The sequence below is a fragment of the Stutzerimonas sp. VN223-3 genome (genome assembly GCF_045999685.1).
GTDB classification, from domain to species: Bacteria; Pseudomonadota; Gammaproteobacteria; order Pseudomonadales; family Pseudomonadaceae; genus Stutzerimonas; species Stutzerimonas stutzeri_AR.
In genome coordinates, this window is the sequence record NZ_RBEC01000001.1 from 233,903 (window position 1) to 252,916 (window position 19,014).

The 19,014-nt window shown below is 61.0% G+C and carries 15 protein-coding genes; 2 read left to right on the forward strand and 13 right to left on the reverse strand.

What is annotated here, in order from left to right; genetic code table 11:
- Positions 1–72: 72 nt before the first annotated feature.
- Positions 73–960, forward strand: coding sequence for a YghX family hydrolase (gene yghX / locus D7241_RS01125; RefSeq protein WP_408099959.1), 888 nt, complete (start codon positions 73–75; stop codon positions 958–960).
- A 53-nt stretch (positions 961–1,013) separates the two neighbouring features.
- Positions 1,014–1,403 carry a GFA family protein gene (locus D7241_RS01130; RefSeq protein WP_408099960.1) on the forward strand — a complete coding sequence of 130 codons (390 nt, stop codon included), beginning with the start codon at positions 1,014–1,016 and terminating at the stop codon, positions 1,401–1,403.
- 143 nt (positions 1,404–1,546) lie between these two features.
- Here D7241_RS01130 and tssI read toward each other — a convergent pair whose 3' ends face one another.
- From tssI to D7241_RS01195, 13 genes are all read right to left on the reverse strand, one after another.
- A complete protein-coding gene (tssI, locus tag D7241_RS01135; protein ID WP_408099961.1) occupies positions 1,547–3,640 on the reverse strand; it encodes a type VI secretion system tip protein TssI/VgrG in 2,094 nt (697 codons plus the stop codon).
- A gap of 20 nt (positions 3,641–3,660) precedes the next feature.
- Positions 3,661–4,647, reverse strand: coding sequence for a serine/threonine-protein kinase (locus tag D7241_RS01140; RefSeq protein WP_408099962.1), 987 nt, complete (start codon positions 4,645–4,647; stop codon positions 3,661–3,663).
- Positions 4,644–5,381 carry a PP2C family protein-serine/threonine phosphatase gene (locus D7241_RS01145; RefSeq protein WP_408099963.1) on the reverse strand — a complete coding sequence of 246 codons (738 nt, stop codon included), beginning with the start codon at positions 5,379–5,381 and terminating at the stop codon, positions 4,644–4,646. The genes D7241_RS01140 and D7241_RS01145 overlap by 4 nt, the downstream gene beginning before the upstream one ends.
- Positions 5,381–8,920 carry a type VI secretion system membrane subunit TssM gene (gene tssM, locus D7241_RS01150; RefSeq protein ID WP_408099964.1) on the reverse strand — a complete coding sequence of 1,180 codons (3,540 nt, stop codon included), beginning with the start codon at positions 8,918–8,920 and terminating at the stop codon, positions 5,381–5,383. Before tssM ends, D7241_RS01145 begins: the two co-directional genes overlap by 1 nt.
- A 15-nt stretch (positions 8,921–8,935) precedes the next feature.
- The gene (gene icmH / locus D7241_RS01155) at positions 8,936–9,808 is read right to left on the reverse strand and encodes a type IVB secretion system protein IcmH/DotU (protein WP_408099965.1); all 873 of its coding nucleotides are present in this window, start codon (positions 9,806–9,808) and stop codon (positions 8,936–8,938) included.
- Between the two features lie 5 nt (positions 9,809–9,813).
- Positions 9,814–11,145, reverse strand: coding sequence for a type VI secretion system baseplate subunit TssK (gene tssK, locus D7241_RS01160; RefSeq protein ID WP_408099966.1), 1,332 nt, complete (start codon positions 11,143–11,145; stop codon positions 9,814–9,816).
- Between the two features lie 3 nt (positions 11,146–11,148).
- The gene (gene tssJ, locus D7241_RS01165) at positions 11,149–11,628 is read right to left on the reverse strand and encodes a type VI secretion system lipoprotein TssJ (protein WP_408099967.1); all 480 of its coding nucleotides are present in this window, start codon (positions 11,626–11,628) and stop codon (positions 11,149–11,151) included.
- Positions 11,629–11,633: 5 nt separating this feature from the next.
- Positions 11,634–12,827 carry a type VI secretion system-associated FHA domain protein TagH gene (gene tagH, locus D7241_RS01170; protein WP_408099968.1) on the reverse strand — a complete coding sequence of 398 codons (1,194 nt, stop codon included), beginning with the start codon at positions 12,825–12,827 and terminating at the stop codon, positions 11,634–11,636.
- A gap of 21 nt (positions 12,828–12,848) precedes the next feature.
- Positions 12,849–12,983: a type VI secretion protein gene (locus tag D7241_RS01175; protein WP_255982188.1), complete on the reverse strand. Its 135-nt coding sequence runs from the start codon at positions 12,981–12,983 to the stop codon at positions 12,849–12,851.
- A gap of 194 nt (positions 12,984–13,177) precedes the next feature.
- Positions 13,178–15,253, reverse strand: a complete 2,076-nt coding sequence (locus D7241_RS01180) for a lipase family protein (RefSeq protein WP_408099969.1) — start codon at positions 15,251–15,253, stop codon at positions 13,178–13,180.
- A 73-nt stretch (positions 15,254–15,326) separates the two neighbouring features.
- Entirely contained in the window at positions 15,327–16,088 is a 762-nt protein-coding gene (locus D7241_RS01185; RefSeq protein WP_408099970.1) for a hypothetical protein, read from the reverse strand.
- Between the two features lie 5 nt (positions 16,089–16,093).
- The gene (locus D7241_RS01190) at positions 16,094–16,939 is read right to left on the reverse strand and encodes a DUF4123 domain-containing protein (protein ID WP_408099971.1); all 846 of its coding nucleotides are present in this window, start codon (positions 16,937–16,939) and stop codon (positions 16,094–16,096) included.
- On the reverse strand, positions 16,936–19,008 hold the full coding sequence (locus D7241_RS01195; protein ID WP_408099972.1) for a type VI secretion system tip protein VgrG: 2,073 nt from the start codon (positions 19,006–19,008) through the stop codon (positions 16,936–16,938). The genes D7241_RS01190 and D7241_RS01195 overlap by 4 nt, the downstream gene beginning before the upstream one ends.
- Positions 19,009–19,014 lie beyond the last annotated feature (6 nt).

Here is a 19,014-nt window from a genome sequence, read left to right on the forward strand (position 1 = left end):
AGTCAGCCCAAAAGGCGTTTCGGTACTAGGCTCTCTCTGCACCAGCCGACTTGATGCAAAAGGAGAGCAAAAATGGTTCGTCTTACCGCTAAAGATTTTTCCCCCGAATTGCTGGAACTGTACGACTACTATGCCCACGGCAGGATCAGCAGACGCGAGTTTCTCGATCGAGCTGGGGCTTTCACTGTCTGTGGTCTGACCGCAACCACAATCCTTTCCGCGCTGAGTCCGAATTACGCCCTTGCCCAGCAGGTGGAATTCACCGATCCGGCTATCATCCCCGAGTACGTTTCCTACCCATCGCCCGAAGGTCACGGGCAGGTCCGTGGTTATCTGGTTCGCCCCGCCAATGCCACCGGCAGGTTGCCGGCTGTAGTTGTCGTTCATGAAAACCGTGGGCTCAACCCCTACATCGAGGATGTCGCCCGGCGAGTGGCCAAAGCAGGGTTCGTCGCGCTTGCCCCGGATGGCCTGAGCTCTGTGGGCGGCTATCCCGGTAACGACGATAAAGGCCGAGAGCTGCAGCAGACAATCGATCCAGAAAAGCTCATGAATGACTTCTTCGCTGCCGTCGAGTGGCTGATGGATCATCCGCTCACAACCGGAAAGGTGGGGATTACCGGTTTCTGCTATGGCGGCGGCGTGGCCAATGCCGCTGCCGTTGCCTATCCCGAGCTCGGCGCTGCGGTCCCCTTCTATGGACGCCAGGCCGACGCGGACGACGTAAGCAAGATCGAGGCGCCACTGTTGCTCCATTACGCCGAGCTCGACACGCGCATCAACGAAGGCTGGCCGGCCTATGAACAGGCGTTAAAGGCGGCGGGCAAGACCTATGAGGCTCATATTTACCCTGGCGCGAACCATGGTTTTCACAACGACTCCACCCCCCGCTACGATGAGGCTGCGGCCGAGCTGGCATGGGATCGCACATTGGAGTGGTTCAGACGCTACTTGGCGTAGGTCCAGGTGTAAAAGGAAACGTTCTGATCGCTTGATTTTAGAGGAGACGCAGAATGGATCAGTTCAAAGGCGGTTGCCTTTGCGGCAACGTTCGGATAGTGGCGTCGGGACCTCCATACCGGGTCGGCCTTTGTCACTGTCTCGACTGCCGTAAGCATCACGGGGCGCTCTTTTACGCTGCTGCGATCTTTCCTCAAGACGCGGTGACCATCGATGGCGAAACACGTGATTACGCCGGGCGGTTTTTCTGCCCCCGCTGCGGCTCGTCCGTTTTCGCACGTACCGCGGATGAAATCGAAGTAAACCTGGGATCGCTGGATGCCCCTGACCAACTGATGCCAACCTACGAAAGCTGGATCGTCCGGCGTGAGTCCTGGTTGCCGCCGTTTCCGCTCATAAGACGATACGAGCAGGATTGTGACGCCACGGGTCGCAGCGAGTAGGGAAAGGGAAGCTGTACGGCCGGAAACACTGTGGTTGGGCGCCGCAAGCCGAGCACGACGGCGATCAACTCGAAGGGGTTGACCGCCAGGAGGCTCGAACAAGGCTAGCCGCGAGCCAACTCCCGACTCGTGCTCTCTTCCTGTTAGCCCGAGAAATCCAGCATTCGCTTGCGCTTGTTCGGTGCGCTGATCAGCTCGCCGGGCAATGCGTTCTTCAACAGATTTCCCGCCTTGCCACTAGCCACCACTCCCGGTAGCACGGGCGGCTCGATCTTAATGCCCGAGCCTTTACCCGGCGCGCCACCAGCATTGATCTTGGCCATCGGCCCGCTGATAGTGATGCCACCGGGGTCAAGTTTGATGAAGCTGCCTCCGGCAGTGAGGGTGAGTTCGACGCCGGCTTCGATGAGCATCTTCTGGCCTGCCTTGAGGTGGATTTCTCTACCGGCTTTGGTCAGTTGTGCGGTGCCGAGTTTGATATGTTGATTCTGCCCGACGGTGAGGTGGTCGTCGGGTTTGACTTCGACCTTGCGCTCGGCTTTGACGGTCAGGTGTTCTTCGGCGTGCAGCTCGGTGTAGCTGTTCTTTTCGACAGTATCGTGGCGTTCGTTTCCGACGCGGATCTTCTGGTCGTGCTCGATGTTTTCGTCCCAGTCGCGCTGGGCATGTAGGTAGATCTGCTCGTCGCCTTTGCGGTCCTCGATACGCAGTTCGTTGTAGCCGCCACCGCCCGGTGAGCTCAAGGTCTTGAAGACGCTGCGGGTTTTGTTCGCCGGCAGGTCGTAAGGAACCTGGTGTTCGGCATGGTAGAGGCAGCCGGTCACCATGGGTTGGTCAGGGTCCGCTTCAAGAAAGGTGACCAGCACTTCCATCCCGACACGCGGAATAGCGATACCGCCATAGCCGTCTCCGGCCCAGTTGCTGGCGACGCGCAGCCAGCAGCTGGTCTTGTCGTTCGCTTGGCCTTCACGGTCCCAGAAAAATTGCACCTTAATTCGACCGTACTCATCGCAGTGGATCTCCTCGCCGGCGGGGCCAGTGACGACTGCGGTCTGGGCGCCAAGTACGCGGGGTTTTGGGTGGCGCAAAGCGGGCCGGAAGGGAACATCCCATGGGGTCGCGACAAAACGGTTGCGATAGCCTTGAGTGAAGGGTTCGTCCGCCGAACTAAGTCCTTCTTCCGGTTGAGCTGTGTGGGCGCGCCTTTGCTGACCTGAGCTATTGGTAACCGACTCCTCCAGTACCTGTGGCTGTTTGCCTTCGTGGAGCATCTCTGTCAGCAGCCAGAGATCGTTCCATTCCCGGCGGGGGTGGTCGGAGATTTCCAACAGGTGACCATTGACGAGTGTGGGCTGGTCGCTACGGCCTTCAGCCTGCCGATAATCGGTACGGTGGCGTTCCAAGGCACGCTGCGATAGATGCTTGCCGCGGGTGCGATCCGTGAAGCGCCCGGGGTAGTCGTAATCTTCCAGGTCAGATCCTGCTGCGCGCTGCTGTTCGGAGCCCTTGTGGCCGGCTTCCATCACCAGACGCGGCTGTTCGAAGTCGTAGTCGCGCCGGCTGACGCGGTTGGTACGGGTCTCCAGGCGGACGGCAAAGCGCTTGATCACAGGCTCGTCGGTTACCAGCCCGCTGTCCTGGAGATAGGCGGTGGGTTGGCCGAGTTTGGGAAAGCTCGTCTGGTCGTCACCGAACACCAGGACGTGGCCTCCCGAGCTGTGCTCGAAGTGATAGTGGATGCCTTCTTCCTCGCACAGGCGCTGTATGAAATGCAGGTCGGTTTCGTCGTATTGGGTGCAATAGTCGCGCTCGGGGTAGACCACCGGGCCGAGTTGAAAACGATAGGCGTCCGCCTGGATGCCGTGCCCCTCGAGCACCTGAGCGATGATTTGCGGCACGGTCAGATGTTGGAAGATGCGCTGATCGGTACGGTGCGTCAGATAGGCCAGTTGCGGAACGATCGCCAGTCGATAACGGGTCAGGCGTTTGCCGGATTCGCCCTGAGCGACGCGATGAATCAACCCGTGAATGCCATTGCCGGCGGGAGAGAGTTCCAGGAATGCTGGGTTGTGCAGCAGGCTCTGCAGGTCCAGGTCAGGGCGTTCGCTAATCAACTCGAGGTCGAAGCGATAGGGCTGGCTGATGGCTTCGCGACCGGTAAAAGCGAGTACCTGCAGGTCGTGTTCGACGCCTTCGATGGTGAGGCTGAAATGGGTGTCATTGGCCGCGTTAAACATGGCGCCTCCTTGTTCTCATGTCATCCGTGGGTGCGCCCGAACCAGCGCCGCAGGCGGCTGGGTGCGGGGCGGTGAAAAATATCCAGCAGGTGGGCCACGCTGGCCGTGCGCTTATCGGTATCGAACGCCAGCGCCGAGCGCAGCGTCAGCCAGCCATGGGCTGGGAAATTCGGTGGGCACCGCAACTCTTTATCCAGAGCCATAGCCTTGGCCTGCTTGGCACTTAGTCGGCGGAACGGGTGCTGGCCGCTCGCAAGTTCGAACAGCAGGCAAGCGAGCGCGTAGACATCGCTGAGCGCGGACGGCTCTGCGCCGTCCAGCAGTTCAGGGGCCGCATAGCGCGTCGTCCAGGCCTTGAATCGGTTGCGAGACAGACTCGGCAGCTTCTTGAGGATGCCCTCGAGTGGCTGGCCGAGCCCGTAGTCGAACAAGCGCAACCCGTCCTCCGCAAGTATTACATTGCTCGGTTTGATGTCGCCGTGGATCACGCCGCGGCTATGGGAGTAGGCCAACGCGTCGATCAGCGGCAAGGCGATTTCGCGCAGCTCATCCCAGGCGAGGCCATCAGGGCGCTCGCTGAGTAACTGGTCGAGGGTCGGTCCCTTGAGCAATTCGAGGGTGATAAAGGCGCGTTGGCTGGCCGCGTCCACGTCGAAGCCGAACAGCCGCACGACATGGCGATGGTTCAGCCGTGCGGTCAGGGCGAACTCGGTGTAGAGCAGCGCATGGGCGTCGGGGTATTCGGCGAAATCATTGTTCAGGGTTTTAAGCGCGATGTAGGGCACCGGGTCGCCAAACTGTTCGCGTAACAGGTCCCGAGCGCGATAGACCGCGCCCATGCCGCCGACGCCGAGCAGCCGTTCGATCCGGTAGCGTCCGCCTAAGACCTGCGGCAATTCGCCGGTACTGATGGTCGGCGGCTTCGGAGTACCCGGCGCGGCAGACGTAGAGGCGAAGGCGAAGTAGGTCAGGTCCGAAGCCGGCTCGGCACGCAGGGGCTCGCTCATCGGCGTACTACCACCGCGCTAAGGTTGTCCCGCGCCGGGCCGTCCATGGCCTGGTCGTACAGCCGTTGCAGCGCAAGCGTCGTCAATGGCGAGTTGAGTGCTGCACCCAGCGCGTCCGGCGACAGGTTCTGGTAGAGCCCATCGCTGCACAGCAGCAGGGTATCGCCTGGATAGACATCGAACTCGAGAATATCCAGCACCAATTGCTCGCTGGCGCCGACCGCGCGAGTGAGCGCATGTGCAGCGGGGTGACGTGCGGCTTCCTGCGGGGTTAAGTTCTGTTCGTCGATCAGTTGCTGTAGCAGTGAATGGTCACGTGTGAGCTGGTAAAGACGGCCGCCACGCCAGAGGTAGCAGCGACTGTCGCCGGCCCATACGCATGCGGCACGATCGCTTTCCATCAGCAGGGCGACCACGGTACTGCCGGTCACCGGGTCGGGGCGGTCGGCGGTGACCGTCAGTTCCTGGCCGAGTCTGCGGTTGAGGTCGTGCAGGCAGCGACGCAGGTTAGCCAGGCGTTCGGCCAGACTGCCTTCCGGCAGCTCGGCCAGTTGCTCGACAATCAGGCGGCTGGCCAGCGCGCCGTTGTGGTGGCCGCCCATACCATCGGCGACCACCCACAAGCCTTGCTCGGGGAAGTCGAGAAAGGCGTCTTCATTGCGTGCGCGAACCTTGCCGGTGTCGGTCCGCGCGGCGCTACGCCAGCCATGGGCCAGGCTTGCGGTGCTCGTCATCACAGCGTCGCCGGCAGCTTGAAATCACGCAGCAAGCCGATGTCGAATGGGTTCGGCGAGCGCTGGCTGTGCAGCAGATAGTTGGCGTGACGGCCGCCCAGATTGGCCTTGAGCATCAGCACGTCACGGCCGCTGTGGTAGTCCACTTGCATCAGGTCCAGCAGACGGAACAGCGACCAAGGACCGGTGTTCTGCTCGATGCCGACACGGTGCCCGCCGAGCTCTTCGACTACCAGGCTGGTGCGTCCGTCCTCGGCGTCGGCAGGCCAGCTGAAGGCGGTTTGCACGATCGGGCCGTGGCGGTATTCCATCTGCTGATTGCCGAAGCGGAAGTCGGCGCGGCCCAGGCTCGAATCCAACGAGTAAGGCTCAAGCTTGAAGCGGATCTGCGGCTCGTTCGGGTTTTCGGCGAAGAAGCTGCGGCGGATGGTTTGCGCGTTGCTCATTTGCGAAAGGAACTCACGTGACAACGGCAAGCCGCGGCCATCGACACGACGCAGTTGGTACCGGCCAGCGCTGCCGCTGACGAAGGGTTTGAGGTAGCGATCGAAGAAGCCTTCAGCCACGCCCTGTGCCTTGAAGAACTCGCGGAAGTCAGCGATGGCAACATCACTTTCGCTGTGGGCGCTGAACGGATAGCGCTTGCGCAGCGAGCCTTTGTAGAACGCGTACAGTTCACTCTGGTAGCGCTGGTTGAGGTAGTAATAGGCGTCGTTCAGGACCAGCGTCCAGCTGTCTTCGGCGAGCAGGCCGAGCCAATTGCCGATCGGATGCGGCAGACGCGCTGCGCTGGCGCGCAACTGGTTGATCGCATCGCGCTGGCCGCCCATGCGTGCCTTGGCGAGCTCGAACGCGGCCTGATCTGGCGCGCTGGCATGGGCCAGGCCCGCCAGTTGCAGTTGCAATGCGTCTAGGGCCTGTAGCGTCGGGACCAGTTCGGCGCCGGCCCCTGCGTTGTCGTCGAGCAGGCGATGCAACGGTTCGAAGCGACGCTCCAGGGTCTTACGCGCAGTGTCCGGAAGATTCTTGGCCAGTGCAGCCTGAGCCTGCTCAGCTGCGGCCGATGCCAGCTTGGCGGCTTTGCCCTGCTTGCCATTGGCGTCCTTGAGCGCATCGGCGGCTTCTGCGGCGTCGCCAGCGGCGTCCACGGACCCGGCAAAGCGGGTGTTGTCGCGCACTTCTACCAGCAATTGCAGCAGCGGCGAATTGGCAGCGCTCAGCCCGCTTAGCAGTACGGCGCCCTGACCGGCGCCAGCAATAGGCTCCAGCGACAGTTGTGCGACTGCTTCGCTCCAATAGTTGGCGTAGTCTCGGAAGTAGAGCTGCTCCATCTCGACCATCAGGCGTCCGAGGTCCTTGAGGCTCAGGCTATCGCCCTCGCCGAGCACCCAGTTGTCACGCAGGATCTCGCGTACCAGGTCGTTGCCCTGGGCGACGTAGAACTTCTGATAACCGTTCTGGGTGTAGAAGCCGGGAATGGCGTAGTCGCTGCCGTTGAACAGCGCGCCCTGAGGTCCGAGACGTTGGCTGAAACGATAGTCGGGCAAGCTGCGGGCCTGGTCGCGCAGCATGCGGTAGACGACGTTGGCCAGCGATTCGCTGCGTAGCACCTGACGTGCCTCGGCGACGAGCTGGTCATTGAGCGCATACGGAGCGAAGCCGTCGCTAAGCAGCCGCTCGAAATGGGTGTTAAGGCCGTTCTGCGCGACCGAGTTGCCGGCGTAGCGCAGCGACCAGTCGGCGGCGATCCAGTCCTTGAGAAAGCTGTCGTCGCGACGCTCTTCCAGGTTAAGCATGAGGTAGGCGCGCAGGCTACCGAGCAAGCGCTCGCGATCAGCGAGATTGGCGCGTATCTGGGCTTCGAGCTGGCGCGCTACGCGGGGCAGCAGAAGGCTTTCCAGCTCCCGGCGGTAGGCTTGATGGAGTGTTGAGTCGACCACCTCGCCCTGGTAAAGCCCGCCACGTTGCAGGTAGGCCACCTCGGCTTTGTTCGGGAACACCTGTGTCGCCGCATAGCTGGTGTCCAGCGCCTTGAGCGTGCGCAGCGCGTCGTCCTGGGCGGTAATGCTCTGCTGTTCGTCGCTCAGCTGATCGGCCAGGCTGCGCAGCTGTTCGAGCCGTTCGTGGTTACCGGAGAAACCGTTGGCCCAGAGCGCGCCGAACAGTGCCAGGCAGGCGAAGCTCGCGGCATACAGGGCGCGCTGGCCCCAGTCGATGCGGCGTACTTCCTTCTGATCCAGTCCGGCGAGGTCAGCTTCAGGAAAAATCACCCGGCTAAGCAGATGATTGATGAAACGCGCCCGGCCACTGTGCAAGGTCGGCAAAGCGCTGCTAGACAAGCCGAGGTTGCGGCCGATGCCACTGGTGAGCGGATCGAGCCCACCTTGTAATTGCGGTGCACTGGTCAGGTAGAAACCGCGCAGCTGGCTGGCGCGTTGGTAGCGGTTGCCGGAGAACGCCAGCTCGACGAATAGACACAGGCGCTCGCCAATTTGGCCGAGCTGATGAGGGAAGTCGAGGATGCGTCCACGGCGCTGGGTATCGCGTTCCTGGTGCATGCGCAGGATGACCTGGCTGTTGAGCCGGCGCAGCAATTCCTCGAATTCGCCGCGGACCACGTTGACGTCGGTGCCGTCCTGCTCCTTGCGAAAGCTAGCGCCGAGCACCTGATCGCTCTCTTCGCGTGACAGCTGATCGAAGAACTCGTCGAAGCCAAGCACTTTGTCCGCCTTGCTCAGCACCAGATAGACCGGCACGTCGGCGCCCAGGCGTTGGTGGATCTCATGCAGGCGCTGGCGGGTCTGGCGTGCCAGGGTCTCGAGCTCCAGTTCGCTCGATTGCAGCAGCTGCTCGACCGGGATATTGACCAGCACACCGTTGAGCGGCCGCGCACGGCGGCGGCGCAACAGGCCGAGCAACGTATCCCAGGCCTTGCTGTCGACGGAAGCGTCGGGCTGGGTTAGGTAGCGACCGGCGGTATCGATCAGCACCCCGTGATCGGCGAAGTACCAGTCCGCATAGCGCGTGCCAGAGACATCCTTGGTCAGGCGCTGGTTTTCGCCGCGGTTGAGCGGGAAGTCCAAACCGGAAAAGTCCAGCAGCGAGGTCTTGCCGCTGCCTTGGGGGCCGAGCAACAGGTACCAGGGCAGGTCGTTGCGCCATTTTTCACTGCGCCCGCGATACAGGCTAGAACGCTTAAGGGTGCGCATGGCGTCCCGGTAGCGCTGGCGCAGGATGCCTTGCTCTTCGCTGACCAAGCCCTCGCAGCGCAGGCGCTCCTGTGCCTCTTCGTCGCTGGCCTCGGCCTGCTTGCGGCGAGTGCTACGCCAGCTGGTGAAGACGATGAACAGTCCCCAGGCCAGGCATAGGCCGGCGATGGTCAGCAGGCGGCTGGTCGAGGACTCCCAGAATTTGTAATCGTCCACCGCCAGCAGCGGTCCGACGAACCACACCAGCAGGGCCAGTACCAGCAGGACGCATAGGCTCCATACCCAGGTCTTGCGGAAAAACGCGGCAAGCTTGCCGAAAAAAACCTTCATGGCATTACGTCCTTGTTACGGCTTGGGCTCGACCTGAACGGTCGGATCGACGGGTTGGTACGGCTGCAGAACGGCGTCGCGATGCTCGCCCAATACCCAGGCGAAGCCTGCATATAGCATTCCCAGGCAGACCAGCGTGAAGAGTGCAACCAGCCACCAGGGCACGATGCGTACAAGGCGCCGACGCGTGTCGCGCAGGCCCTGCCAGTGCGGTGAAACCTCACGCGGCACGTCGCCGCGCAGCTGGCGGATCTGCCGGTAGAGGCTGTCGCGTACCGCTTCGAGTTCGAGCATGCCGCGCGGCAGTACGCGGTACTTACCCTCGAAGCCCAGCGACAGGCAGAGGTACATCAATTCCAGCATCGGCAGATGCTTGACCGGGTTGCGCGAGAGGCGCTCGAGCAGCTGGAAGAACTTCTCGCCGCCGAAGGTCTCGTTGTGGAAGCTCGACAGCAGACTCATCTGCGACCATTCGCTCTCGTTACCCCAGGGCGTGGTGACCACCGCTTCGTCAATCGCCGTACACAACACGTAGCGGGCGGCCATGACCTGGCTGCTCTCGGCGCCGTCGTGCAGGGCGCGGTGTTCGAACAGCTTGAGCTCGCCAGACAGGCGCTGGTTGAGGGCATGCAGGTCTTCGCCTTCGTAGCTGTGCTTGAGCCGCACCACTTCTGAAAGCAGCGAGGATGCGGCCGCGACCAGCGGGTTAAGGCTGATGTTGAAGGTTTCGGCCGGGCGCAAGCGCGCGGCGTAGATCATCCGCTCCTCGAGCTGCTCGAATTTGGGTGGCGCACTGAAGTCTGTCAGCGGGCTCTGTGCCGGGGCGTCGCCGTGGCGATTGAGGATGACGGTCTTGTCGTCCTGTCCATAGTCCATTTCTCTGATCATGTCGGTCAGTCCCTGATCGCCCAGAATTTCAGCTCAAGCCCGGTGAATTCGCCGGACACGTGGAAGGCGAAGCCGCCGGAACGCTCCAGCTGCGCCAGTTCCTCGGAGCTCAGCTCCAAGGCGAAATAGGTCTTGCCAGAGTGGAACGGGATCTGCCGCGGCGCCACCGGCAAAGGCTTGACCTTGATACCCGGCAGGTGCAGGTTGACCAGCTGGCGGATGCGCTCCACCGGGCCGACTTTCAGGTGCGCGGGCAGGCGTGTGCGCAGCTCCTCGGAGTCGCATTGCGCGCTGGCGGCGAGCACGAAAGAGGCGCTGCCTAACAGCTTGTGATCGTGCAACGGCGAGACCTGGATGCCGTACTGGCGTTGCTGCAGCAACAGCTCGATGGCGTGCTGCTCGAGTACCATCGACAACACCTGACGGATCGCATCCATCAACTTGCGGAACGACAATCCCTGGTCGTTGTGCAGGTAGCGGCCATCCAGCCGCGGTCGTTTGGTCTCGCTGGAGAAGGTCGCCAGTTCGCCGAGCAACCCCAATAGCTCGCGATAGATCTGTTCGGGATGCACCCGGTCGATGCCCAAGTAGTGGCGCAGCACCGGCTCGTAGCGGTTGATCAGCTGTAGCATCATGAAATCGCCGACCTCGGCGCCCCCAACCTTGCCGGTCGCGCGGATACGTTCGGCCAGGATGTCGCCGCGATGGCCGAGCATGCTGATTACTTCCTTCAGGCAGGACAGCAGATAGCCGGACGCCTGGAAGTCGATAAAGGTGGGGATGTACTCGGCGTCGAGGCTGATGACCCCGTCCGGCGTGGTGTCGAGGATGTCGCAGAGCTTGAGCTTTACGTAAGCCTGGTCGCTCTGCTGCTCGCCGAGCAGCAGGCGAAAGTCCGGTCGGGCGGTGCTGACCTGGCTGCTGCTGCTATCGCCAGCGTTGGAGTCGGCGACTTCCTCGTCAAAAGCGGTATAGCGCGCCAGCACGTCCTTCTGCTCTGGCCGGCGACTCTCGATGTGATTGCCAGTCACCAACGGTAGAGCCAAGTAGACCGGGGTGTTACCGGTGTTGGGCGGTACGTCCAGGGCCAGTGGCTCACGCTCGGCGCCAATCTCGAAAAGGCTGCCATCGGGAAGCAGGCCGCTGGCCTGGCTAAGTACCAGCTTGCCCATGTTGAGGAACTGGCGGTCAATCTCCAGCCCAAAGAAGCCCCAGGCGTAGTGACCCAACTTCTGGGCCCGCAGCTTGAGCTGCGCGTCGTAATAGCGGTCGCTTTGCTGGAAATGCTGCGGACGCAGCAGCATTCCCTCCTGCCAGATCACCTTGTTCATGCTCATCGATCAGTTCCCCCTCGCGAGCGGGTCGACGACTTGAATGCCGTGCTCGTCGAGACTCAGCTCGATGCGGTTCTGCGCCTTGTGCTGCAGAGGGATGACGAAACGCCAGTTGGATTCGGGCAGATCGCGATAGGCCGCCAGCACACCGACATAGCGGCTGCCTTCCTGAACGAACAGCTTGAGGTCGCGCTGCTCGCCCGGGCGCAGTTCCAGCTCTTCCTGAATTACCAGGTCCGGGGATAGTGCCTCCTTGGGCCGCTGATAGAGCGAGAAGAAGTCAGCGTTCTCGAAGGCCACCGGATGCTTGAGTTCCAACAGGCGAATCACGACGGGCGAGGGGCGGCCGTTGAGGTCGGGGTTGAGCCGGTCGCTACCCTGCAGCGACAGGTCGAGCTTGGTCAGATCAGAATTGGGCGAAAGTGCCGAGCAACCGCCGAGCACGGCCAGCGCCGCGAAGACAGCGGCGGGGAAAAAGCGAGACATGAACATCATCCTTGAAGGTCGGTGTTGAGTGTGGCGATCAGGCATACCTGCTCCTCATAAGCCTGGGCGAAGTCTCGAGCGAACAGCCGTTCGCTCCAATCGTCGTCACGTTGCATGGCCAGATGCAGGCGTTTATAGGCGCGCCAGCGACTGCCGGAAGTAGAAATCAGCGGCTTGTTGTCACGCTCGAAGCGCAAGGCCAACTGGTCTGGGGAGAATTGCTCGAGCATGCTCTTGATGGCGGCGCGGCTGGCGGCCAACATTGCCACCTGGTGCGCCTGCAGGTCGCGATAAGCACGGCTCACGGCCTGCTCGGCTGGCAGCTGACCGGCTTTGCCACCGCGCAGCAAGAGGTTCAGCGCTTCGCCGGTATCGATGCTATGTTTGAGCGGGTTGTTGCCGGCGCTCTGCACGGTGGTTAGCGACAGGCGCATCTCGTTTTTCAGCTCGCTCCGGGTGCGCAGCGCCTGCTGCAACCCACCAACGTTTTGCTTGAGCAGGCCGGCGGCTTTGAGCGCTAGCGCTTGGCGGGATTCTTCATCCATATTATTCAAGTCAACACCCAGCGCCTCGCCGAAGCGTGCCCAGAAGTCGGGCGGCAAGCGTTCGGGTTCGGGAGCGACCCTGGGTTGGGCGGACAGCTTGGGCATCACCAGCTCGGGGACCTGTAGGTTCTCCTCGTCGATCTGTGCGTAATCGCGCTGCTGCGCTTGCGCCCGCGGCGGGGCGAGCACTGCGGTCAGGTCGTCCACTTGGGCGTAGACGTGCTCCTGCTGGTCCAGTGCGGTCAGCGGATCGAGGTCGAGAAAGGCGTCGTCGGGAATGATGCTGCCGGCTGGCTGCGGACGCCCGATGTCACCTTCGAAAGAGGCCGGGTCCTGGATCAGCCGAGCGCGGATTTCGAAGTCGCCCAGGCAATAGACGCTGCCGTGCTCGATTCTCTGCGCCCGGCCCTTGTCCAGGTTGGCGCCGGTGTCCTTGAGCTGAATGCCGTTGCTGCTGGTGTCGGTGAGGAAGAACGCGCCGTCCCGGTAGCTCACCTCAGCGTGGCGGCTGGACAAGACACGCTTGCGGTCCGGTATCACCCAGTCGCAATCCTCGGCACGGCCAATAGTGCCGCCGGCCTGCTTGAAGGTCTTGCTGCTGATGAGGCCTGGCGCAAATTGCTGTGCACTGACCATATCGAAAACCAATTCCATGGCTTTTTTCCTCCTGGTGAGTCAGTTGCCGCGAGCAGACACCTGCGGATCACCCAGCGGGCGATACTCGTCGTCGTTGAACTTGTAATTGCCGGAGCAGCCGGCAAGGGCGAGGGATGCAGCGAATAAAACGAGGGCGCAATAGCGGGCTAGCACGCGACTTCCTCCTTGAATGCGTGTGGGCAGACGGCCTCGCCCGCCGAAAACGGCGAAGCGAGACTCAGGCTGAGTATTGAAGTTCACCCGCGTGTCTGCGTGGGTGAACGGGGTCACGAAAAACGACGGGGTTGGGTTGGAAACGAGAGCTGCAGCTATAAATGCTTTCGCTCTCGTCCGATGTGACGAATCTACTAGGAGAAAGCTTGGGCGCTTTCTTTTTTGATAGCGGCGAGCCGCTCTGCGACCTGGTTGTCGTTGATGGCGCGCCACTGCGCTACCAGCTCCGCAATATCGGCTCGTTCCGAATGCTCGCCGAACACGCTGCGTGGAGTAACCAGGCGCTCGGCCTGGGCTAGTAAACGCTGCTGAGCTCGGGTGAGCGCGGGACTCTGTTCTGCTCGAACGCGTTCTCCCTGTTCGACCGCATCGGCATAGATAGCACGCAGTTCCAGATCGCTCTTGCCGTAGAAACGCATCTCCCCCCTGCGCCTGATTTCCCAGCGGAATTCGTTGAATGAGCGCGCTTGCCAGCTATCCAGTAGCTGGGCGGTGCTCAGCAGCTGGGCGTAGATGTCACGAATTTCGGCTTCAGTGAAGAGCTTTCCGTTTCGCTCCTCGACGCTGGCGTTCCAGCGCAGCAGGTTAGTGAGCGCTGCCCGTGCGTAGCCGCTATCGCTGGAGTGGTGAGTTCCCCAAAGTGCAAGGCGGTTCGGCATATCACCATCTAGCCCGATTTCCCCAACGTAGCGTGCGCAGATCTGCTCGTCGATCAGCGCGCAACCCGGTTGCCAGAGAACCGCGGCCTCGCTACCTGCCCCGGGCTTACGCGGCATGAAATGCCACTGCTCGCCGTGGTGCTCGTATGGATCGCCCTGGAGATTCACGAGCCCTGCAAGCAACAACGCGATGCCGGCTGCTGGTGAGCTGAACAGCAGAGCCGTACCAGGAAGAGCAAGCTTCCATTCCGCGTCCATCCAGGGCAGTGGAACGGCCGGGACCGGATCGTTGTGGTTGACGATACGGTGATGGGTGAGGGATTGGGCTGCTTTGACGAAGGTAGCATCGGCAGCGCGTGGGGCGCCGAAGGTGTAGAGCTGGACATCGCTGGACCACTCTCGCCGTAGCCACTCTGTCAATAGCAGGGCGATCGCGCCGCCAAGGCTGTGGCCACAGACGATCAGCGTTTGTTCACCGGTGTAAAAGGCATTGAGGTAGCGCTCTACGAATGGCTTTGCTGCTTGAAAGCCTTCGTAAAAGCCGCGATGCGCCTGGCCTTCGCCTTCTTCGTACGGCACCTGGCGCGCATCTGCGTCTCGGCTGGCATCGGCCAGAAATTCCTGAGTACCGCGGACAGAGATCAGTACGATCTTGTCGTTATGGGTAATGAATGACTGGGTGTCCGTGTCTGTTTCGTTATCCGTGTCGCACAGGAAGTGCACATCTTCGGGATTTCGCCAGCCCTCTTGTGCTTCCTTTTCGTAGCGCGCTGGATCGTAAGGCACGATTTCGAGACGCTTCGAATAAGGCACTTCTTCACAGAGCAGGTGATAGGGGGACGCGGTGTTGAATTGCGTTGGCCGAATTTGGCGCCCGAACTGGTTCTGAAGTACATATCCGATGCTGCCAAGCGCTGAATAGGGCGGTGGCGCCGAGGAGTAAGGTTTGGTAGCCGTACTGAAAGGGGCGTAGACGAAAGCGCTCATGACCGCAAGGTGATAGGCGTTCAGCGCGCAAAAATCAGCGCCGCGGGAAAGCAGCGGGCTATAGGCGCGTAGTGCCTTTATCTCAATGACATGGTGCCTGTTACAACCAAGAGCAACGCCAGGCTGGTCTGCTGCTGAGCCTGCGTTCTGTTTTAGTGCAGACGGTGTCGTCCGATCTTGGTCTGGCGTCGGAAGATGGCTCTTGCTCTCTACGAAGTCGCTTACTTCGGCCCGTATGAAATAAGCATCTTCCTTCGCTGCGCGTTCTTGCGCGAGATAGGCCTTACCGCCGGTGTGCCGAGGCCCGGCGGGTGATTGTTCGGCTGCAACTTGAAGGGCCGACAGCGGGATTGGAAAATGTTCCCTGTTAAGTAAGCCCCTGTACCAAGGGTCGCTGCCGGCATAATCGTTTGGAAAAGATACAACCATGGGGCCGCCATTGGCGTTAGCCACATGTGCATAACCGTCCGCATCTAGCGTCGCGGAGCAATCAAACCCATGGCCGTCTGTAACTCTGTAGATCAGTCCAGCGTAGGGCTTGCCGTTCCCATGCTCGTCTACCAACCGAAAGCTTACCCACGCCAAGCGAGTCGGGCATTGGAGTAAGGTCGGCGAGGTTGAGTTACTCATCCGTTAGTCACTCCTTGCAGTTTGGATAGACCGTGCATGTGCCGCCATCCTTCGTGAAGGTTCGAAATTGCGGCGGGGTCGTACAGAACTCCTCGAACCTTGTTCCCCAGCGGCCCGTACATGGCTTCCATCCGGATTCCGTTTTCAGCCAGTAATTTCGGTAATAGGGCCGGTCTTCACCGCTTTGCTCGAAGTGGATCTGCACAGTTTTGCTTGCTAATGCTTTGCGTAGAAGATATGCGCCGGCTCCCGCGCAGTTAAGGATTTTGCTGATTTCTCCGCGGCGAGATTGGGCTTTGCTGATTTGGAATAGCCATGAACATTGAGCCGTTTTAGATAAAGCTCCGTCTGCTTGATAAGGTGTGGCGTTCGGCGGAGTTTCTTCAACAACAACTAACCCTCCGTTATCGTAGCTGTGTTGCCAGTCCTGCTCTCCGTATTTCGCATGGATAAAAAGCCCGACTCTAATCAAGTGCAGATCGCAAAGGCCATCTCGATAACTAACTGGAATCTCGAACTGATACCCGTGTGGCGCCTTTTCGTAATCCTCTTTGAAGGCCTCGACATGACCGTGGCCACTGCATCCCTCGGCCCCGCCGTAATGCGCTTGGGCTTTCAATGCGAAATCAGCAGGTAGTTCGCCTTTAAATGTAAAGGTGTCGGCGCCGACTGAGCCGAGCGCGCTGCAACCGCTGAGCAGGAGGCCGAGTAATGCAGGCCATGCGTACGTGTGAAAGCGACAGCTGCGGGTATAGGTGCGAAAAAGCATCTGTTTCAATTCCGTGCGGAACAGTTTGAAGCCAGCGCCGAGCTGACTCGCGAATAGTGGGCTTCCGGTGTTTCCCTCTCTGCCGGAAGCCAGGCCGGGTGATCGGCCAGTGCGGGGTCGAGTTTGTAGCGGAGCAGAAATTTCACTTGCGGCTCGCTGTGCCAGTTCCATTCCCTTGCTTTGTCGAGTTGAAGGTCCAGCCATTCACTCAGTACCTGGGTCTCCGCGAGCCGAGTGGTCGCATGCGTGTGGTTCTGCCATAGCCACAACTCGAGGTTGTGGTGTGCCACAGCGCGCCTTACGTCCTCGGGTTCTGCGATGGACAGCCAGGGCTTTTCAAAGGGTTCCCGGTAGTCGCCAGGCCGGCCATTATCGAAACACTGCCAGTGTTGACCATCCCAGCAGAGCACGCTGGCCAGTGTGCCAAGCAGCAGAGGGCGTTGTGACGCGTCCATCTCGCCAAGGTGACGCGCGACGATGCGGTTGTCCTGGAATCGATAAAGCGACCGTTGGCCTTGTTCGTCAGCAAAGATACGGGCTTGCCAGTGTTGGGTGAGGGCGGCCATTTCGGCGTGTTCGACGCTGGCGAGCCAGCCCCAGTTCTGCTCCGGTGCATCGGTCAACGGACGTAGCTGCGAGAGATTCAGCTCGTTCAGCAATATCAACCATGGGCCGACGCCAGCCATCTCGTCGACCTCGGTGCCCTGATAGAGATTGGCGTAGCTGTGCACCAGGTCCGCTGAGAACAGATGAGACAGCGGAGCGGGCTCTGCCAGGCTATCTATAACGAGCAGCAGCTGCCGGCGCTGGGCTTGTTGCTCGCTGAGCCACTGTTCAACCCTATCGTTCATCGGCTTGCTCCAATTTCACACACCCCCGCCCGGCACGCTTCGCATATCGGGCAGCGGCTGGCACCGATCTGACGGGCTTTGCGTGCCAATTGCAGTTGGGCGTTCGCCAGCGCGAGCTTGGGCTTCGCGCCGGCCTTGTCCTGATCCACTGCCCAGGGAATTACTGGCGCCAGAATTCCCAGCCCCGAACCCTTGCCTGGCGAGCCCCCTGAATTCATCTTTATGGTCGCGCCGCCCAGCGTCACCCCGCTTGGGTCGAGTTTGAGGAAGCTGCCGCCCCCTGACGCGGTGAGTTCCATTCCGGCGTCGATGACGACTTTGCTGCCGGCGTAGTAGTGGATTTCGTTGCCCGCCTCGACGAATTGCCCCGTTCCGATCTTCACGTGCTGGGTGTTACCCACGGTCAGGTGGTCGCTGGCACGGATTTCGGTCTTGCGGTCGGCGTGGGTGGTGCGGTGTTCTTCGGCGCGGAAGTCGCTGTAGCTGTTGGCCTCGACGGTGTCGTGGCGCTGGTGGCCGACGCTGATTTTTTGGTCGTGCTCGATGTTCTCGTCCCAGTCGCGCTCGGCGTGAATGTAGATCTGCTCGGCGCCCTTGCGGTCTTCGATGCGCAGTTCGTTGTAGCCGCCCCCGCCGGGAGAGCTCAGGGTCTTGAAGACGGTGCGGGTTTTGTTCGCCGGCAGGTCGTAGGGAACCACATGTTCGGCGTGGTACAGGCATCCGGTAACAAGGGGCTGGTCGGGATCGCCTTCGAGGAAAGTGACCAATACCTCCATGCCCACCCGGGGGATTGCAATGGCGCCGTAGCGGTCGCCGGCCCAGCTGCTTGAAACGCGCAACCAGCAGCTGGTTTTGCCGTCGGTCTGGCCCTCGCGATCCCAGTGGAACTGGACTTTCACGCGTCCGTACTCGTCGCAGTGAATCTCTTCACCGGCGGGGCCTGTAATTACAGCGGTCTGGCTACCCAAGACTTTAGGCTTGGGATGCTTGAGTGCCGGGCGGTAGAGGATATCCCACGGAGTGGCAGTGAAGCGGTTGCGGTAGCCTTGGGTGAAGCTGTCGCTACTTCCGAGATCAGTGACTGACTCTTCCAGTACCTGCGGCTGCTTGCCCTCATGGATGATCTCATTGAGCAGCCAGAGCTGGTTCCAAGCGCTCCGTGGGTGATCGGCGAGGTCGAGGTAGTGACCGGTGACCAGCAGCGGCTGATCGCTCGTCCCTTCGGCCAGTTCGTAGTCGCTGCGGTGGCGTTCGAGTGCCCGCTGTGACAAGTGCTTGCCGCGGGTTCGTTCGACGAAGCGGCCAGGGTAGTCGTAGTCTTCCAGGTCCGGCTGGAACTCGCACTGAAAGGTGCCTTCCATAGTCAGGCGCGGCTTTTCGAAGTCGTAATCACGGCGGGTGACGCGGCTGGTGCGGGTCTCGACGCGCAGGCCGAAGCGCTTGATTACGGGCTGGTCGGCGACCAGGCCGCTGTCCTGTTGATAAGCAACTGATGCGAGTGTTGGGAAGCGCGTCTGATCGTCGCCAAAAACCAACACGTGGCCCGAGGCACTGTGCTGGAAGTGATAGTGAATCCCTTCTTCCTCGCAAAGGCGCTGGATGAAGTGAAGATCGCTCTCGTCGTACTGCACACAGTAGTCGCGCTCGGGATAGACCGAGCCGAGCCCGAAACGGAACGCGTTGGCTTGGATTCCATGCTCTTCGAGCACCTGAGCGATGATTTCCTCCACCGTCAGATGCTGGAAAATGCGCTGGTTGGTGCGATGGGCAAGATAGGCCAACTGCGGGCGCAGGGTGACGTGGTAGCGCGTCAGACGCTTGCGTGAGTCGCCCTGAGCGACACGGTAGATCAGGCCGTGGATGCCGTTACCGACCGGTGAGAGGGCGAGAAAGGCCGGCTGGTGGATCAGGCTTTCGATATCGAGATCGGCGTGCTCACTGACTAACTCGAGCTCGAAAGAAAAGGGCTCCGATAGCGCTTCGCGGCCTTTGAACTCCAATACCTGCAAGTCATGCGCTATGCCGTCAATGCTGAGGCTGAAATGGGTTTCGTTGGCAGGGTTATACATGTTCAA

What these genes read in the sequence shown, in the direction of transcription:
- tssM (WP_408099964.1), bottom strand. Translation starts at nt 8,920, where the DNA reads ATGAAGGTTTTTTTCGGCAAGCTTGCCGCGTTTTTCCGCAAGACCTGG.
- D7241_RS01145 (WP_408099963.1), bottom strand. Translation starts at nt 5,381, where the DNA reads ATGACGAGCACCGCAAGCCTGGCCCATGGCTGGCGTAGCGCCGCGCGG.
- D7241_RS01185 (WP_408099970.1), bottom strand. Translation starts at nt 16,088, where the DNA reads ATGCTTTTTCGCACCTATACCCGCAGCTGTCGCTTTCACACGTACGCA.
- D7241_RS01140 (WP_408099962.1), bottom strand. Translation starts at nt 4,647, where the DNA reads ATGAGCGAGCCCCTGCGTGCCGAGCCGGCTTCGGACCTGACCTACTTC.
- D7241_RS01195 (WP_408099972.1), bottom strand. Translation starts at nt 19,008, where the DNA reads ATGTATAACCCTGCCAACGAAACCCATTTCAGCCTCAGCATTGACGGC.
- D7241_RS01130 (WP_408099960.1), top strand. Translation starts at nt 1,014, where the DNA reads ATGGATCAGTTCAAAGGCGGTTGCCTTTGCGGCAACGTTCGGATAGTG.
- tssK (WP_408099966.1), bottom strand. Translation starts at nt 11,145, where the DNA reads ATGAGCATGAACAAGGTGATCTGGCAGGAGGGAATGCTGCTGCGTCCG.
- D7241_RS01190 (WP_408099971.1), bottom strand. Translation starts at nt 16,939, where the DNA reads ATGAACGATAGGGTTGAACAGTGGCTCAGCGAGCAACAAGCCCAGCGC.
- yghX (WP_408099959.1), top strand. Translation starts at nt 73, where the DNA reads ATGGTTCGTCTTACCGCTAAAGATTTTTCCCCCGAATTGCTGGAACTG.
- tssJ (WP_408099967.1), bottom strand. Translation starts at nt 11,628, where the DNA reads ATGTCTCGCTTTTTCCCCGCCGCTGTCTTCGCGGCGCTGGCCGTGCTC.
- tssI (WP_408099961.1), bottom strand. Translation starts at nt 3,640, where the DNA reads ATGTTTAACGCGGCCAATGACACCCATTTCAGCCTCACCATCGAAGGC.
- tagH (WP_408099968.1), bottom strand. Translation starts at nt 12,827, where the DNA reads ATGGAATTGGTTTTCGATATGGTCAGTGCACAGCAATTTGCGCCAGGC.
- icmH (WP_408099965.1), bottom strand. Translation starts at nt 9,808, where the DNA reads ATGATCAGAGAAATGGACTATGGACAGGACGACAAGACCGTCATCCTC.